This window comes from Mesobacillus jeotgali (genome assembly GCF_031759225.1).
Lineage (GTDB): Bacteria > Bacillota > Bacilli > Bacillales > Cytobacillaceae > Mesobacillus > Mesobacillus jeotgali_B.
This window is the reverse complement of the sequence record NZ_CP134494.1, coordinates 249,098-265,000: the sequence shown is the minus strand read 5'-3', so window position 1 is coordinate 265,000 and position 15,903 is coordinate 249,098. Positions and strand designations below refer to the sequence as shown.

General features: G+C 45.3%; 15 protein-coding genes, 11 tRNA genes and 2 rRNA genes (1 of these 28 running past the window's edge). 1 reads left to right on the top strand and 27 read right to left on the bottom strand.

Features of this window, described 5'->3' with window-relative positions; all coding sequences use genetic code 11:
• From RH061_RS01465 to RH061_RS01400, 14 genes are all read right to left on the bottom strand, one after another.
• A 23S ribosomal RNA gene (locus RH061_RS01465) occupies positions 1-1,084 on the bottom strand; it reaches 1,851 nt to the left of the window's first position.
• A gap of 206 nt (positions 1,085-1,290) precedes the next feature.
• Positions 1,291-2,840, bottom strand: a 16S ribosomal RNA gene (locus tag RH061_RS01460).
• The 16S and 23S rRNA genes sit together here with 11 tRNA genes alongside, the layout of an rRNA operon.
• Positions 2,841-2,958: 118 nt before the next feature.
• Positions 2,959-3,032: transfer RNA gene (locus RH061_RS01455), tRNA-Gly, on the bottom strand.
• 26 nt (positions 3,033-3,058) lie between these two features.
• Positions 3,059-3,135: transfer RNA gene (locus RH061_RS01450), tRNA-Pro, on the bottom strand.
• 17 nt (positions 3,136-3,152) lie between these two features.
• Positions 3,153-3,229, bottom strand: a tRNA-Arg gene (locus RH061_RS01445).
• 62 nt (positions 3,230-3,291) lie between these two features.
• Positions 3,292-3,377: transfer RNA gene (locus RH061_RS01440), tRNA-Leu, on the bottom strand.
• A 59-nt stretch (positions 3,378-3,436) separates the two neighbouring features.
• Positions 3,437-3,521: transfer RNA gene (locus tag RH061_RS01435), tRNA-Leu, on the bottom strand.
• A gap of 38 nt (positions 3,522-3,559) precedes the next feature.
• Positions 3,560-3,635 (bottom strand) — tRNA-Lys (locus RH061_RS01430).
• Positions 3,636-3,764: 129 nt separating this feature from the next.
• Positions 3,765-3,839, bottom strand: a tRNA-Gln gene (locus RH061_RS01425).
• Positions 3,840-3,845: 6 nt separating this feature from the next.
• Positions 3,846-3,921 (bottom strand) — tRNA-Asp (locus RH061_RS01420).
• A gap of 26 nt (positions 3,922-3,947) precedes the next feature.
• Positions 3,948-4,022 (bottom strand) — tRNA-Glu (locus RH061_RS01415).
• A gap of 14 nt (positions 4,023-4,036) precedes the next feature.
• Positions 4,037-4,127, bottom strand: a tRNA-Ser gene (locus RH061_RS01410).
• A 16-nt stretch (positions 4,128-4,143) separates the two neighbouring features.
• Positions 4,144-4,218, bottom strand: a tRNA-Asn gene (locus tag RH061_RS01405).
• Positions 4,219-4,483: 265 nt separating this feature from the next.
• Positions 4,484-4,957 (bottom strand): SprT family protein, encoded by a 474-nt coding sequence (locus RH061_RS01400; protein ID WP_311073414.1) that lies wholly within the window; start codon positions 4,955-4,957, stop codon positions 4,484-4,486.
• Positions 4,958-5,052: 95 nt separating this feature from the next.
• Here RH061_RS01400 and cmpA point away from each other — a divergent pair, with 95 nt between their 5' ends.
• Positions 5,053-5,172 (top strand): cortex morphogenetic protein CmpA, encoded by a 120-nt coding sequence (gene cmpA, locus RH061_RS01395; protein ID WP_192472919.1) that lies wholly within the window; start codon positions 5,053-5,055, stop codon positions 5,170-5,172.
• A 31-nt stretch (positions 5,173-5,203) separates the two neighbouring features.
• Here cmpA and RH061_RS01390 read toward each other — a convergent pair whose 3' ends face one another.
• The 13 genes from RH061_RS01390 to alr form a co-directional block, all read right to left on the bottom strand.
• A complete protein-coding gene (locus RH061_RS01390) occupies positions 5,204-7,372 on the bottom strand; it encodes a Tex family protein (RefSeq protein WP_396654880.1) in 2,169 nt (722 codons plus the stop codon).
• A 203-nt stretch (positions 7,373-7,575) separates the two neighbouring features.
• The gene (locus tag RH061_RS01385; protein ID WP_311073412.1) at positions 7,576-8,175 is read right to left on the bottom strand and encodes a PP2C family serine/threonine-protein phosphatase; all 600 of its coding nucleotides are present in this window, start codon (positions 8,173-8,175) and stop codon (positions 7,576-7,578) included.
• Complete coding sequence (gene sigB, locus RH061_RS01380; protein ID WP_144481156.1) at positions 8,172-8,966, bottom strand: RNA polymerase sigma factor SigB; 795 nt, start codon at positions 8,964-8,966, stop codon at positions 8,172-8,174. Before sigB ends, RH061_RS01385 begins: the two co-directional genes overlap by 4 nt.
• Positions 8,944-9,417 carry an anti-sigma B factor RsbW gene (gene rsbW, locus RH061_RS01375; protein WP_167834254.1) on the bottom strand — a complete coding sequence of 158 codons (474 nt, stop codon included), beginning with the start codon at positions 9,415-9,417 and terminating at the stop codon, positions 8,944-8,946. Before rsbW ends, sigB begins: the two co-directional genes overlap by 23 nt.
• Entirely contained in the window at positions 9,414-9,746 is a 333-nt protein-coding gene (locus tag RH061_RS01370; RefSeq protein WP_167834255.1) for an anti-sigma factor antagonist, read from the bottom strand. Before RH061_RS01370 ends, rsbW begins: the two co-directional genes overlap by 4 nt.
• A 57-nt stretch (positions 9,747-9,803) precedes the next feature.
• A complete protein-coding gene (locus tag RH061_RS01365) occupies positions 9,804-10,814 on the bottom strand; it encodes a PP2C family protein-serine/threonine phosphatase (protein ID WP_311073410.1) in 1,011 nt (336 codons plus the stop codon).
• A gap of 11 nt (positions 10,815-10,825) precedes the next feature.
• Complete coding sequence (locus tag RH061_RS01360) at positions 10,826-11,227, bottom strand: anti-sigma regulatory factor (RefSeq protein WP_214709977.1); 402 nt, start codon at positions 11,225-11,227, stop codon at positions 10,826-10,828.
• 4 nt (positions 11,228-11,231) lie between these two features.
• Positions 11,232-11,588: an STAS domain-containing protein gene (locus RH061_RS01355; RefSeq protein WP_041967776.1), complete on the bottom strand. Its 357-nt coding sequence runs from the start codon at positions 11,586-11,588 to the stop codon at positions 11,232-11,234.
• The gene (locus RH061_RS01350) at positions 11,585-12,418 is read right to left on the bottom strand and encodes an RsbT co-antagonist protein RsbRA (RefSeq protein WP_311073408.1); all 834 of its coding nucleotides are present in this window, start codon (positions 12,416-12,418) and stop codon (positions 11,585-11,587) included. Before RH061_RS01350 ends, RH061_RS01355 begins: the two co-directional genes overlap by 4 nt.
• 624 nt (positions 12,419-13,042) lie before the next feature.
• A complete protein-coding gene (locus RH061_RS01345; RefSeq protein WP_311073406.1) occupies positions 13,043-13,462 on the bottom strand; it encodes a hypothetical protein in 420 nt (139 codons plus the stop codon).
• Between the two features lie 190 nt (positions 13,463-13,652).
• Complete coding sequence (ndoA, locus tag RH061_RS01340; RefSeq protein ID WP_041967053.1) at positions 13,653-14,003, bottom strand: type II toxin-antitoxin system endoribonuclease NdoA; 351 nt, start codon at positions 14,001-14,003, stop codon at positions 13,653-13,655.
• A gap of 4 nt (positions 14,004-14,007) precedes the next feature.
• A complete protein-coding gene (locus RH061_RS01335) occupies positions 14,008-14,289 on the bottom strand; it encodes a CopG family ribbon-helix-helix protein (protein WP_031308192.1) in 282 nt (93 codons plus the stop codon).
• Positions 14,290-14,482: 193 nt separating this feature from the next.
• Positions 14,483-15,640: an alanine racemase gene (gene alr, locus RH061_RS01330; RefSeq protein WP_311073400.1), complete on the bottom strand. Its 1,158-nt coding sequence runs from the start codon at positions 15,638-15,640 to the stop codon at positions 14,483-14,485.
• Between the last annotated feature and the right edge of the window lie 263 nt (positions 15,641-15,903).

Here is a 15,903-nt window from a genome sequence, read left to right as displayed (position 1 = left end):
CACATCCTTTTCCACTTAACGTATACTTTGGGACCTTAGCTGGTGGTCTGGGCTGTTTCCCTTTTGACTACGGATCTTATCACTCGCAGTCTGACTCCCACGGATAAGTCTTTGGCATTCGGAGTTTGTCTGAATTCGGTAACCCGATGAGGGCCCCTAGTCCAAACAGTGCTCTACCTCCAAGACTCTTACAACGTGAGGCTAGCCCTAAAGCTATTTCGGAGAGAACCAGCTATCTCCAAGTTCGATTGGAATTTCTCCGCTACCCACACCTCATCCCCGCACTTTTCAACGTGCGTGGGTTCGGGCCTCCAGTTGGTGTTACCCAACCTTCACCCTGGACATGGGTAGATCACCTGGTTTCGGGTCTACGACCACATACTCATTCGCCCTATTCAGACTCGCTTTCGCTGCGGCTCCGTCTTCTCAACTTAACCTTGCATGTAATCGTAACTCGCCGGTTCATTCTACAAAAGGCACGCCATCACCCATGAACGGGCTCTGACTACTTGTAGGCACACGGTTTCAGGATCTCTTTCACTCCCCTTCCGGGGTGCTTTTCACCTTTCCCTCACGGTACTGGTTCACTATCGGTCACTAGGGAGTATTTAGCCTTGGGAGATGGTCCTCCCAGCTTCCGACGGGATTTCACGTGTCCCGCCGTACTCAGGATCCACTCAGGAGGGAACGAAGTTTCAACTACAGGGTTTTTACCTTCTCTGACGGGCCTTTCCAGACCACTTCATCTACCCCGTTCCTTTGTAACTCCATGTAGAGTGTCCTACAACCCCAAGAGGCAAGCCTCTTGGTTTGGGCTATGTCCCGTTTCGCTCGCCGCTACTCAGGGAATCGCGTTTGCTTTCTCTTCCTCCGGGTACTTAGATGTTTCAGTTCCCCGGGTCTGCCTTCAATACCCTATGTATTCAGGTAAAGATACTGTTCCATTACGAACAGTGGGTTTCCCCATTCGGAAATCTCCGGATCAAAGCTTACTTACAGCTCCCCGAAGCATATCGGTGTTAGTCCCGTCCTTCATCGGCTCCTAGTGCCAAGGCATCCACCGTGCGCCCTTTCTAACTTAACCTAAAAGGTCATTTCTCTATTGAATAGAGAGAAAACTAAAATGGCGATCACTCGGTTTTTCTTGGTTCTTCTTACTTACGATTATCTAGTTTTCAAGGAACAAAAAAGCTTTGAGGCAATTACTCCCTCAAAACTAAACAAACAAGCTAGTCAACAGTACGAATCGTAAGATTCGCATTCCGATTGCCATTACGGCAATATCCTTAGAAAGGAGGTGATCCAGCCGCACCTTCCGATACGGCTACCTTGTTACGACTTCACCCCAATCATCTGTCCCACCTTAGGCGGCTGGCTCCAAAAGGTTACCCCACCGACTTCGGGTGTTACAAACTCTCGTGGTGTGACGGGCGGTGTGTACAAGGCCCGGGAACGTATTCACCGCGGCATGCTGATCCGCGATTACTAGCGATTCCGGCTTCATGCAGGCGAGTTGCAGCCTGCAATCCGAACTGAGAATGGATTTATGGGATTGGCTCGACCTCGCGGCTTCGCGACCCTTTGTTCCATCCATTGTAGCACGTGTGTAGCCCAGGTCATAAGGGGCATGATGATTTGACGTCATCCCCACCTTCCTCCGGTTTGTCACCGGCAGTCACCTTAGAGTGCCCAACTGAATGCTGGCAACTAAGATCAAGGGTTGCGCTCGTTGCGGGACTTAACCCAACATCTCACGACACGAGCTGACGACAACCATGCACCACCTGTCACTCTGTCCCCCGAAGGGGAACGCCCTATCTCTAGGGTTGTCAGAGGATGTCAAGACCTGGTAAGGTTCTTCGCGTTGCTTCGAATTAAACCACATGCTCCACCGCTTGTGCGGGCCCCCGTCAATTCCTTTGAGTTTCAGCCTTGCGGCCGTACTCCCCAGGCGGAGTGCTTAATGCGTTTGCTGCAGCACTAAAGGGCGGAAACCCTCTAACACTTAGCACTCATCGTTTACGGCGTGGACTACCAGGGTATCTAATCCTGTTCGCTCCCCACGCTTTCGCGCCTCAGCGTCAGTTACAGACCAGAGAGCCGCCTTCGCCACTGGTGTTCCTCCACATCTCTACGCATTTCACCGCTACACGTGGAATTCCGCTCTCCTCTTCTGCACTCAAGTTCCCCAGTTTCCAATGACCCTCCCCGGTTGAGCCGGGGGCTTTCACATCAGACTTAAGGAACCGCCTGCGCGCGCTTTACGCCCAATAATTCCGGACAACGCTTGCCACCTACGTATTACCGCGGCTGCTGGCACGTAGTTAGCCGTGGCTTTCTGGTCAGGTACCGTCAAGGTACCGGCAGTTACTCCGGTACTTGTTCTTCCCTGACAACAGAGCTTTACGACCCGAAGGCCTTCATCGCTCACGCGGCGTTGCTCCGTCAGACTTTCGTCCATTGCGGAAGATTCCCTACTGCTGCCTCCCGTAGGAGTCTGGGCCGTGTCTCAGTCCCAGTGTGGCCGATCACCCTCTCAGGTCGGCTACGCATCGTTGCCTTGGTGAGCCGTTACCTCACCAACTAGCTAATGCGCCGCGGGCCCATCTGTAAGTGACAGCCGAAACCGTCTTTCAGCTTTCCCTCATGTGAGGGAAAGGATTATCCGGTATTAGCTCCGGTTTCCCGAAGTTATCCCAGTCTTACAGGCAGGTTGCCCACGTGTTACTCACCCGTCCGCCGCTGATCTTCAAAAGCAAGCTAATGAAGATCCGCTCGACTTGCATGTATTAGGCACGCCGCCAGCGTTCGTCCTGAGCCAGGATCAAACTCTCCAAGAAAGAGTTATGAGTTAGCTCATAAAGTTAAAACGTTGGCTCATGATCTTCTATAATAGAAGCCATGAAAATTTATTGTTTGTTGACGCTTGTTTGTTTAGTTTTCAAAGAGCAATGTAATTGGAGCGGGTGAAGAGAATCGAACTCTCATCATCAGCTTGGAAGGCTGAGGTTTTACCACTAAACTACACCCGCATATAAAGTTAAAGTTAGTTGCTGAATGGTCGGGAAGACAGGATTCGAACCTGCGACCCCTTGGTCCCAAACCAAGTGCTCTACCAAGCTGAGCTACTCCCCGTTATTGAAGAAAAATAATGGCGCGCCCGAAAGGAGTCGAACCCATAACCTTCTGATCCGTAGTCAGACGCTCTATCCAATTGAGCTACGGGCGCATTTGTTTTAATAGCAACTTTTATATATTATCACACCCGTTAAGGGATGTCAATAACTTTTTTGGTGCGGCCGAGAGGACTTGAACCTCCACGGGGTTGCCCCCACTAGGCCCTCAACCTAGCGCGTCTGCCATTCCGCCACGACCGCATTAACATGACAGGTTTAAAGCTTAACTGATTCAAGCGCATTAATCAACAGGTAATTAATGGTGCGGGTGAAGGGAGTCGAACCCCCACGCCTTGCGGCGCCAGATCCTAAGTCTGGTGCGTCTGCCAATTCCGCCACACCCGCATATTATATTGTCCTTTTTCGCTGGTGCGAAAAAAACATGGTGAGCCATGAAGGACTCGAACCTTCGACCCTCTGATTAAAAGTCAGATGCTCTACCGACTGAGCTAATGGCTCGTATTCGAACAGAACCCTAAACAAGTTCCGTTTGAAACATGTGCTCAAAAGACCTCCGGTCTTTCTCGCAAGTTGCCGCTGATGTTTATCCACCGAAACAAGCAACTGACTGAGCTAATGGCTCAAAAATGGCTGGGCTAGCTGGATTCGAACCAACGCATGACGGAGTCAAAGTCCGTTGCCTTACCGCTTGGCTATAGCCCAATAAAATGGCGGTCCCGACCGGGATCGAACCGGCGATCTCCTGCGTGACAGGCAGGCATGTTAACCGCTACACCACGGGACCATATGAATATTCTTTTGTTTTGAAAATGGTGACCCCTACGGGATTCGAACCCGTGTTACCGCCGTGAAAGGGCGGTGTCTTAACCGCTTGACCAAGGGGCCATATTAAAAGGTTCTGGCGGAGAAGGAGGGATTTGAACCCTCGCGCCGGTTACCCGACCTACACCCTTAGCAGGGGCGCCTCTTCAGCCTCTTGAGTACTTCCCCATACCTTTAAAATTAATGGCTCCGCAGGTAGGATTCGAACCTACGACCGCTCGGTTAACAGCCGAGTGCTCTACCACTGAGCTACTGCGGAATAATAGTATTTGTTCTTTTCAATAGTTATCCGTCGCCGACTGTCCTCATCTCAGGACGCTTATTCAAGAAGCGGCTCGATGAGTACAACTCGCAGTTAATCCAGAGATGAAATCGCTCGTTGCTCTACCACTGAGCTACTGCGGAATAACTTTATTTTTTCGTGCTGTTGTCTTATCGACTCTTACTATTATAGGGAGATGCCCACTAAAAGTCAAGGGTGTTTTTAATAAGTTTTTCATTTCTTTTTAAAAGCTTGCAAAGCCTTATTCTACAGTCATTTCTTTCACTTTTATCAGCTTTCCTCGGCATTTTCCGCACACATATTTTGAGGTGTTTATAGATCTTTTGCGGCGATAGGTTAACTTACATTCGCTGCACTGATAATAAATGAATTTCTGTTTCTCTCTTCTTTTTTTCTCTTCCGGAAGTACTGAACAAAATCTCGGGGCATCTACCTTCTTTAATAATTCTCTAAAGTCTTTATCGCGATGCTTGTATCCTTTTCCTTCTATATGAAGGTGGTAATGGCATAGCTCATGTTTGATGATCCCAACGAGTTCTGTTTCACCCAGCTGCTCAAAATACTTTTTATTGATTTCGATATTGTGGCTGTTTAGCATATAGCGTCCGCCGGTTGTCCGGAGTCTGGGATTGAAGAAAGCTTTATGCCTGAATGGCTTATGGAAGTATTCTTTGGAAATCACCACGACAAGATTGTGTAATTCTTGATCAGTCATCTGCAAAACGCCTGCCTTTTAAAGAAACATGACAACCTATTATAGCATATATTAATGTTACCTTTTAACGTATTATCTTAAGGAGGTATTGCTCTATGCCTGTCTGGTTTCAAAATCAAATGAAACGAGCCTTCTATGAGAAAAACAGATATCAAATCAAACTTCTAAACCAGTGTTGGTACTTTTATAGAAATAAACAGGGGTTAAATGATTAAAAGACTGCAGGCAAACCTGCAGTCTTTTGTATTATGCCTGGTCAGGCTTAAGCATCGTCAAGGCGACTCGACCTTTCTTCTGGTCGACGCTATCCACCCATACAGTAACAACATCCCCGACTGATACAATATCAAGCGGGTGCTTTACGAAACGATTGCTTAGCTTGGAGATATGGACAAGCCCATCTTGCTTTACACCTATATCAACGAAAGCGCCGAAATCCACCACGTTTCGTACAGTCCCTTGAAGTTCCATACCTGTTTTCAAATCTTCAAGTTTCAATACGTCCTTTTTCAAAAGTGGTGCTGGAAGCTCATCGCGCGGATCCCGTTCAGGCCTTACAAGTGCATCTATAATATCTTTCAGTGTAAGTTTGCCGATTCCTAATTCATCTGCTGTTTGGTCGATGTTGAGTTTCCCGAGTGCTTCCTTTAATGCTGGAGTTCCTAAATCCTTAGATTTAAAACCGAGGCGCTCAAGCAATTGTTTTACCTCACCGTAACTTTCCGGGTGGATACCAGTACGGTCTAGAGGTTCCTTCCCATCAATCACACGCAGGAATCCAATTGCCTGTTCATAGGTTTTGGCTCCAAGGCGCGGAATTTTTTTCAGCTGCGTCCTGCTGGTGAACTTCCCTTCCTCTTCGCGTTTCTTCACGATATTATTGGCTACTGTCTTGGAAAGGCCAGATACATACTGCAATAAAGAAGATGACGCTGTATTCACATTGACCCCCACCTGGTTAACTGCGGTCTCAACAACGAATGTCAGTGATTCGGAGAGCTTTTTCTGGCTGACATCATGCTGATACTGGCCAACACCCACGGATTTTGGATCAATCTTAACAAGTTCAGCCAGAGGATCCTGCAATCTGCGGGCGATTGAAACCGCACTTCGTTCTTCTACCTGATAATTAGGGAATTCTTCGCGGGCAAGGTCTGATGCGGAATAGACACTCGCACCTGCTTCGTTGACAATGAGATAGTAAATCTCTTTATCCATTTCCTTCAGGATGTCCGACACGAACTGTTCTGTTTCCCTGGATGCAGTACCGTTCCCGATTGCAACCATTTCTACATCATACTCTTTCAGGACCTTAATGAATTTATCCTTAGCCTCTGTATTTTTCGAGCCGGATGTGTGCGGGTAAATCACGCCGATTGAAAGAACTTTTCCCGTTTCATCTACAGCAGCCAACTTGCAGCCTGTTCTGAATGCAGGGTCAACACCCAGGACGACCTTTCCTTTTAACGGTGGCTGCAAGAGCAGTTTCCGGAGGTTTTCCGAGAAAATATGAATCGCTTGTTCTTCGGCTTTTTCTGTCAGTTCGTTCCTGATTTCACGTTCGATCGACGGCTGAATCAGTCGCTTATATGCATCCTCGATTGCTTCTGTTACTGCAGCAGCTGTGACCGAGTGATTTTTAGGAACCCACTTGCGCTGCAAATAGCTCATGATGATATCTGTTTTTGGCTTTATTGACACCCTCAACAGGTCTTCTTTTTCACCGCGGTTGAGCGCGAGGATCCGGTGCGGTACCACTTTATTGACTGGCTCAGAATACTCATAATACATTTCGTATACATTTTTCTCATCCTGCTCTTCATTTTTCACTGAAGATTCAATGGCGCCAGTTTTAAAGGTTTCATTTCGAATCCACTTGCGGCTGTCTGCATCATCAGAAACAATTTCTGCAATGATGTCCTTTGCACCCGAAATTGCATCTTCGATAGATTCAACACCTTTTTCTTCTGATAAAAACTCGCGCGCTTTGTCTTCGAGGCTCCCGTTTACAGGGAACTCCAGCATCCACTGTGCAAAAGGTTCTAGACCCTTTTCTTTTGCGACAGTCGCTTTCGTTCTTCTTTTTTGCTTGTAGGGACGATACAGGTCTTCTACTTCTTGTAGCTTGATTGCTTTTTCTATGCTCACCTTCAACTCGTCCGTCAGTTTCCCTTGTTCTTCAATTAGCCTGATGACTTCCTCTTTGCGCTGTTCTAAGTTCTGTATGTATTGCCATCGGTCAACGATGTCGCGGATTTGCACTTCATCAAGTGCACCAGTCATTTCCTTTCGGTAACGGGCTATGAACGGTACAGTGTTTCCTTCATCAATTAATGAAATGACACTTTGCACTTGTTTAGCAGTTAACGATTGCTCTTTGGCAATGATTTTTACATATTGATCTTGCTTATCCATTGTTTGAGTCAAGAGACAATCCTCCATAATCATTATTGTTATTACTTATCACTTTAATAGTGTACCAAAACCGAAGGGAGGTTTACAGTTCCGGTTAAGTTGTAATGGGGATGTAATCTTTCCGTTAGTCTATTCAGCTTTTATTATAGCCTGAGTTTTAGCAGCTGTTCCCCAGCTCTAAAAAACAAAAAGAAGCCCACCGGCTAAAGTAGACTTCCTACAATAAAAGTTGCATCATCCATTGAATTAGCATATTCACTCTTGATTTGTTCTGCAATCGCACCAACCGAGCGGTACCCTTTCAAAATCGTTTTAGCGCCGTGGATATTATCAAAACCGTCTGAGTAAATCAGGAACTTTGATTCTGGCTCATAAACGAATCTCTGGGTATGGAACACCTGCGGCTTGCCTGATAAATAACCTGTGACTGGCAATGGATATGTCAGCTTGCCATTCGAGGTATAGAGGAAGAAGCGAATGTTTCCGACGCAGCTGTATACAAACTCGCGGGTTTCGAAGTAAACCTTGAAGATAGAGACTGCGGCTCCTCGTTTTTGCACTAAGACATTGTTGCAGTACTTCATGAGTGTATCTACATCTTCATGATGGTGTTGCTCTACTACTGAAACAACGGCCGCAGAGGCTTCATGGGCGTATTGCCCAGAACCTAAACCATCAGCAAGTACACAGACAAAATAATCATCAGTAGCTGTATAATAATAGCTGTCACCGCACTCTATTTTACCTTCTTTGATTGTCTGGTAAGCATAAAGTTCTATTTTGTCTTTGAACTGTTGGATCATGTAATGTACTCCGAGTTGTTGTTTTCCGCATGAATTGCTTCTTGAAGTTTTTTGATCGCTCTTCTTTGAAGTCTTGATACATGCATCTGTGAAATACCAAGCTTGTCGCCTGCCTCTTTCTGGCTCAGGTTGTCAAGATAGGTATATTGGATAATTAACTTTTCGCGTTCGCTCAGTACATGGAGTACTTTTTCGAGCACCATTCTTTGATTGATTTTTTCATAGCCCTCATCAATGTTTCCAACGATATCCAACAATGTGACTGTTCCACCGTCAGAATCGGCTTCAATAGAATGGTCAACAGATAATGCCTGGTAGCTTTTACCCATCTCCATAGCTTCCAATACTTCTTCTTCGGAAACCTGGAGCGCCTCCGCAATTTCATCCACACGCGGTGAGCGGTGCAGCTGGGTGGTCAAATCTTCGACTGTCGTCTTGATTTTCGGACCAAGCTCCTTAATCCTGCGTGGTACATGGACGCTCCATGTTTTATCTCTTAAAAATCTTTTGATTTCACCAATTATGGTTGGTACGGCAAATGCTTCAAAGCTTTTACCGAATGTTTCATCGTAACGGCGGATTGCGCCTAAAAGACCAATCATCCCAACCTGGAAAATATCCTCATGGAACGACCTTCCTTTTGAGTACTTTCTCGCGATTGTTTCGACAAGGTTTTGATAGTGAAGAACCAGCTCATTCTGGGCGTCTGCATCCTCATGCAGCTGGTAGGCTTTGATTAACTCATTAATCTCTTCTTTTGGCCTCTGCTTAGGTTGAGATTGTCTCTGCATCTCTCTCCACCTGCTCTCCTTCTCGGTACTTGGTCATAAAGACCGTGACGCCCTCTTTGTGATGGATTCGAACCTCGTCCATCAAGGTTTCGATCAGATACAGTCCCAAGCCTCCTTCGCGAAGGAATTCCACAGAACTATTCTGGTCATAAGGACCAAGCCCTTGGCGCGCTGAGTGGAAATCAAAGCTCTGGCCGTTATCTGCAACCATCACTTCAAGCTTGTCTTCATACAATCCGAAACCGATGATGACTTCGCCGTTCTCATTATTTTTATATGCATGCTGAACAGCGTTCGTACAAGCTTCGCTGGTAGCAATTTTCAAATCTTCAATTTCGTCGTAGGTAAAACCCATTCGGCTTGCAATACCAGATAGGGTCAAACGAATGACACCCACGAATTCCGGTTTAGCCGGGATTTTCATTTCAATATAGTCAAATGACTGGTTCATTGCACTCCACCCTCAATCTGGCTGTTTATATCAATAATATCGGCCAAGCCAGTGATTTCGAAAAGTCTCTGCAAACGCTCGGACAACCCGACGATCTTGAACTCGCCGTCATGTGCACGCACGTTTTTGAATACTCCCACAAACACTCCAAGCCCGGTACTATCCATATAATTGACCTCCGAAAGGTCAACAACCATCTTTACGCCCTCTTTTTCGGACAAAGGAAAAAGCTTTTCACGAAGCTGTGGAGCTGTATATGCATCTATTTCGCCACTTACTTTTACTGCTAGCGTTGATTCTTTTTCTTTTACATCTATCGAAATATTCATAAATGACCCACCCTTTACAATTCAATTGCTCTTATGATTTACCCGTTTGAAATCTAATTAAACATCTCTTTTCAAAATGATTAATGTAAAATCATCACGCAATTGGAAATGCTGAAGTTTTTCAAGTTCCCTAAAGATATTATTGACAATTTCCTGAGCATTTAAGTGAATATATTTATTTATATATCCGATTAATGTTTCCTTTTCGATGAAGCCTTCTTCCGTCCTGCACTCGGTCACTCCGTCAGACATCAAGATCACCATATCCCCAGGCAGTATTTCTTTTTCATACTGGGTATACTTCGTCCGCTTGTCCACTCCTAACAGTAAGCCTCTTGCGACCAGCTCTGAGAATTCCTTCTTTTTGGAATCATAGTAAAAGCCTGGCTCATGCCCTGCAGAAGCATAATAGAAGGTGTTATTTGAAGGATTAAACATTCCGTAGAACATTGTAATGAACATGCTTGGGTCAACGTTCTGTTCAACGACCCTGTTCAGATTTTCCAGGATGCTGCTCGGATCAAGACGGTTTTCTGGCAGGCTGTCCATCGCATACTTAATCATGGACATACAGAGAGCTGCCGGAATCCCTTTCCCGATGACATCAGCGATCGCAACACTGATGTTATTGTTCTCATCCTGTACAAAATGGAAGTAGTCGCCGTTCATATGCTTTGCCGGAACACTGATTGCCCCGATATCAATACCAGGAACAGCCGGAATTTTCGTCCCGAGCAAGGTTTGCTGAACATTGGCGGCAATCTCCATTTCGGATCTTAATTCCTCCTGCTGGTGTCTCAGGCTTTGATGCTCTCGGTAAGCGATACCGTAGGCGATCATCACCTCAAGGAGGATATCAAAGGAATGCATGATATCTTCTGGAAGTTCAGGATACATCTCAAGCAGTATGCTTTTATGGAGGCTGACGATTTCTTCCGGTGCGATTTTATGCTCAATCGATTTTCGGCTGAACTTCTGCCCTGCATATAAAGCTTGCTCAGATTGCTCTTTTATATAATTGTCAAGAATATCCCGATACTTTGATTCCATCATTTCTCGGAAATCCATACTTTCTCCCCCTAACGGAGCCATTTAGTCGCTTTGATCTGTGTTCCTTGTCCGGGAGCAGAGTCTATGTCAAATTCATCCATAAGACGCTTTACCCCGGGAAGGCCGGCTCCAAGTCCTCCTGATGTTGAAAAACCATCTTCCATGACCTGGCGTATTTCTTTTATACCTGGGCCGCTATCTACTGCATTGATTCGCAATCCCGCTTTTCCGCCGTCATACAGCTTGTCTATGCAGATCTGTCCTTTTCCGGCGTACAAGTAAATATTCCTGGCCAATTCACTGATGGCAGTGGTGATTCTTGCTTGGTCAACAGTGCCGAACCCAAGCTCTTTCGCAACATTTCGGCCAAGCTGGCGAGCTGCCACGATGTCCCATTCATTGATAATCGTAACGCAGGATTGGATGTCCATTCACCTATTCCCCCAATTCCTGTTGTAATTTCTCCAAACCTTTTTCTAAATCTAATGCAGTTAGGACATCATCAAGGCCGATCCCTAATTCAATTAGCGTTATGGCAACAGCAGGCTGGATTCCGGTAATGACTACAATCGCACCCATGAGCTTGGACATATTGATGACATCCCCAAGGACCTTGGCGATAAAAGAGTCGATGAAATCGATTGAGGTTAGATCGATGACGACCCCATTGGCACTAGTCTCATGTATCTTGTGGAGCAAATCCTCTTGAAATTGAAGAGCGGTCTGGTCATCAAGCTCCCATTGAATGGAGACTAACAGACAATCATCCAGTTTTAGGATAGGTATTCTCACTTTGCTCCCTCCAATGAAACGATTTTTTTATTTGTCAGCTCAAGAGCTGCTTCGATTCCTTTTTTCAAGTTATTCTTAGTTGTAAACTGGTTCAGGTCAATGCCTAGGTTTACGATGGTCTGTGCAATTTCAGGACGGATTCCTACAAGCATGCACTTGGCACCGATTAGCCTAACAGCATCCGCTGCCTGGATAATATGATGAGCGACCATTGTATCTACGACAGGTACACCTGTAATATCTATCAAAACTACCTCAGAACGGTGTTTTACCGCGCCCTTCAGCAGGTTTTCCATGATTTGCTTTGCCCGCTCGGTATCGATTGTACCAACTAGCGGCATTACTGTAATTCCTTCAAATACAGGAATGAGCGGTGCCGAAAGCTCCTGCAAGGCAATTTTCTGGAGGGAAACTGTTCTTTCCCATGTCGATGAATACACGCTGACGATTTCATTGTTCATCGGCGTTGCCCAGCGGTCAAACTCATAAACAATTTCCATCTGATTCTCCGTCGTTACTATCCCTTCCTTTTGCATACCTTCAAAAACAATCATATTAAAGGTGTGAAGTCCTTTTGTGACAAATGTCAATGGCCAGCCAAGCCTGACAACCTTTTCGGCAAAATCCGTCAGCCTTTCATTGTACTCTTCGCTCGTGCCCTTGAAATTCGAGATGATCAGATCAATGAATTCCTTGCTCGCCGATTGAAAAACCCGATCCGATACAACGCGAACCACCCGGTCATCCGCTTCTTGTTTGGTCCTATCTATCCATTGATCCAGGATATCCTGTTTATGAGCCTGAATATAATTCGATATAATTTTGTTCATTCCATCCTCCCCATTCTATCACAACAAAATTTTACATTACCCTCATACGAACAAATGTAAACCAATTTTAAAACTGTAAATAAATATTCATATATTTTCTGATGATATATCTCCATTTAATGATAACAGTTTTCTTTCGTCAAATAAAATCAACTTGTCGACAGGATTCTGCGATTATCGCATTGCATTTATTATTCCTTAATTTGCTGAATTCAATTTTTCTGTGAGATAAAATTCTTATGAAGATTAGCCGGATCTGATTGATACTAGGTTGATTGAGGGTTAGGGCTGACAACTTTTCTGGTTCTCCTCTGAAACCTGTCCGGTCGTGGGCAAGCTTCTGACAGCTCTTCCTATTTTCCACCCAAACCTGTCTGAAGTTGGAGCTTCTTTTGGCAGCTTTTCCTGTTTTCCACCCAAACCTGTCTGAAGTTGGGGCTTCTTTTGACAGCTTTTCTTGTTTTCCCCCCAAACCTGTCTGAAGTTGGGACTTCTTTTGACAGCTTTTCCTGTTTTCCAATCAAACCTGTCTGAAGTTGGGGCTTCTTTTGACAGCTTTTCTTGTTTTCCAATCAAACCTGTCTGAAGTTGGGGCTTCTTTTGACAGCTTTTCTTGTTTTCCAATCAAACCTGTCTGAAGTTGGAGCTTCTTTTGACAGCTTTTCTTGTTTTCCAATCAAACCTGTCTGAAGTTGGAGCTTCTTTTGACAGCTTTTCCTGTTTTCCAATCAAACCTGTCTGAAGTTGGAGCTTCTTTTGACAGCTTTCCCTGTTTTCCACCCAAACCTGTCTGAAGTTGGGGCCTCTTTTGACAGCTTTTCTTGTTTTCTCCTCAAACCTGTCTGAAGTTGGAGCTTCTTTTGACAGCTTTCCCTGTTTTCCAATCAAACCTGTCTGAAGTTGGAGCTTCTTTTGACAGCTTTTCCTGTTTTCCGCCCAAACCTGTCTGAAGTTGTAGCTACTTTTTACAGCTTTTCCTGTTTTCCAATCAAACCTGTCTGAATTCAGGCTTACTTCTGACAGCTTTTCCGCTATTCTCCCCAAACCCGTCATACCGCTAGTCTATTTCAAGAGAACTTTCCATTCTTCTCCCCAACAAAAAAGAGACAAGCCGCTAAGCTTGCCTCTCACACAGGAAAACATCCGATTTTATTTTTTGGTTATGTATAAGGCCTGCTGGCAGGCCAGGTGTTCGGTTACAAAAAAACGCTCTATTTTAAGAGCGTGCTTTAAATCAAAATTCGATAAGACCTAAACTTACCTGAAGGGCTTCATCCACTTTTTCCATCATTTCGTCATCGAGGTGGGTAATTTTATCGGTTAGGCGCTGTTTGTCAATTGTGCGTATTTGCTCCAATAAGATAACCGAGTCTCGTTCAAAACCGTAACGCTTCGCATCAATTTCTACATGAGTGGGAAGCTTGGCTTTTTGGATCTGTGCTGTGATCGCTGCGATAATGACTGTGGGACTAAACCGATTCCCGATGTCGTTTTGGATGACCAGGACAGGACGAACTCCGCCTTGCTCTGAACCAACAACTGGGGATAGGTCCGCAAAATAGACGTCACCACGTTTGACAATCAACGGATTATCCTCCGCTGACTAGACGTTCAACTGTGTGTTCTGCCTCGTATTCTGCTTGGAATGCTTCAGATGCAATGGTCAGATTAATCTTGGCCATTTCCATATAGCCACGTCTCATGGATTCACGAATTTGTCTCTTTTTCTTCTCACGCAAAAACATTTTTGTTGCCTGATAAATAAATTCGCTGCGGTTTACGTTCTCTTGCTTAACAAATCCATCTAGTTCACTTAAAAGATGCTGCGGTAACTTTACCAAAATCTCAGTTGTTGCGCTGGATTCAGACACAAACATACACCTCCACCATCATCACTACATACCAATATTAAGTTCGTTATCTCTCTACCATTACTAATATTATCACTATTTATGCCAGATGCAAAGGTAAATCAGCAATTCTTCTGTATTATCCGCCAAAAAATTAGTATTTTATGCATGGTATTAGCGGTATTACACAGGTTTGTTAATTATTGGGTGTGTCTTATAACAGTGAATTATTCAAATCGACCACTTTTCCATTTTGCCTGTACAATCTAGGCACCCTTGAGGAGATGATACACGGGACCTCATAATTGATCGTTTCTAGCTTGCTGGCAATCTCATTGATGGAGATCGACTCTTTTCCCTGGCTGCCGATCAAAGTGGCAATCGTTCCGACCGGGACCTCATACGGAAGCTTTACCATGCATTGGTCCATGCAGATCCGCCCGATGATGGGAGACCTTTTGCCATCGACCAGTACTTCCTGTCCCTGCAGTCTTCTTATCCATCCATCAGCATACCCAATTGGGAGCGTCCCTACCCAAATTTCTTCCGGAGCTTCATAAGTCGCACCGTAGCTGACCTTTTCACCTTTTTCAAGCTTCTTTACATGAACGAGCCTTGAGTGCAGCGTGAATGCCTCATGCAGCTCGACAGGCAATTCCGGCGCAATCTCCATTGACGGCGCTAGCCCGTACATCGCAATTCCGACCCTTACTGCGTTGAAGCGGGCGTCCGTGTGCATGAGTGCTGCGGCACTATTGCTGCTGTGGACCACAGGCGGCTGCGTTTCCATTGCACCAAGCATTTCCCGGAACAAAGCAAGCTGTTTGGTAAAATATGAGTCATCCAATTCATCCGCCGTAGCAAAATGCGTATAGATGCCATGCAGCTGGAGTCTTTCATCCTCATGGATCAATTTTTCCGCAGACTTCAATTCTTCTATGGAACGAATTCCGATTCGCCCCATTCCTGTGTCTATTTTTATATGAAGAGACAAGCTGGAATCTGCTTTAAGTACTTCACGCGCTTTTCCCAGCCACTCCTTCTGAAAAACTGTAAGGATGATTCCTTCTTCGGCCGCGATGTTTACATCCTCAGGCCGGCTGGCACCCAGTACGAGAATCGGCGCGGCAATCCCCTTCTTCCTGAGTGCGAGCGCCTCATCCATGAACGCGACAGCAAGCATCGATGCTCCTGCCTCCAAAGCCGCCTCTGCCACCTGTGAATCTCCATGCCCGTAAGCATTGGCCTTAACGACAGCAATAAATTCAACGTCTTCGGGCAAGTGTTCCTTAATTCCCTCCACATTTGTCCTGATGTGATCCAGGTCCACTTCTGCCCATGTATCACGGTAAAAAAATCCTTGCTCCTCCACCGAAACTCCACTTCCTTCAAACCGAACATTATTTTTTATTGTTTTATTATCAAACCGAAAGTACTCAATGTCAAATGGATAATATATACGGGTCATTTGAGCAGAAAGGTCGTGATAGAGGAACACGGATTAAGCTGCAACGCTATTTATTCCGAAAAAAAGAGATAAAATATATAAAAACCTTGTTTTTTTCCTTAGAACTCGCCTTAAATCCCTTAAAAAACCAGTCTTTTTCCTTACCCCATAAAAAAACAGGCCCAGGT

Coding starts and splice junctions, on each gene's coding strand:
- RH061_RS01400 (WP_311073414.1), bottom strand. CDS start 4,957: ATGACTGATCAAGAATTACACAATCTTGTCGTGGTGATTTCCAAAGAA.
- RH061_RS01365 (WP_311073410.1), bottom strand. CDS start 10,814: ATGGATTTCCGAGAAATGATGGAATCAAAGTATCGGGATATTCTTGAC.
- rsbW (WP_167834254.1), bottom strand. CDS start 9,417: ATGAACCAGTCATTTGACTATATTGAAATGAAAATCCCGGCTAAACCG.
- RH061_RS01360 (WP_214709977.1), bottom strand. CDS start 11,227: ATGGACATCCAATCCTGCGTTACGATTATCAATGAATGGGACATCGTG.
- cmpA (WP_192472919.1), top strand. CDS start 5,053: ATGCCTGTCTGGTTTCAAAATCAAATGAAACGAGCCTTCTATGAGAAA.
- RH061_RS01350 (WP_311073408.1), bottom strand. CDS start 12,418: ATGAACAAAATTATATCGAATTATATTCAGGCTCATAAACAGGATATC.
- RH061_RS01385 (WP_311073412.1), bottom strand. CDS start 8,175: ATGATCCAACAGTTCAAAGACAAAATAGAACTTTATGCTTACCAGACA.
- sigB (WP_144481156.1), bottom strand. CDS start 8,966: ATGCAGAGACAATCTCAACCTAAGCAGAGGCCAAAAGAAGAGATTAAT.
- RH061_RS01390 (WP_396654880.1), bottom strand. CDS start 7,372: ATGGATAAGCAAGATCAATATGTAAAAATCATTGCCAAAGAGCAATCG.
- RH061_RS01370 (WP_167834255.1), bottom strand. CDS start 9,746: ATGAATATTTCGATAGATGTAAAAGAAAAAGAATCAACGCTAGCAGTA.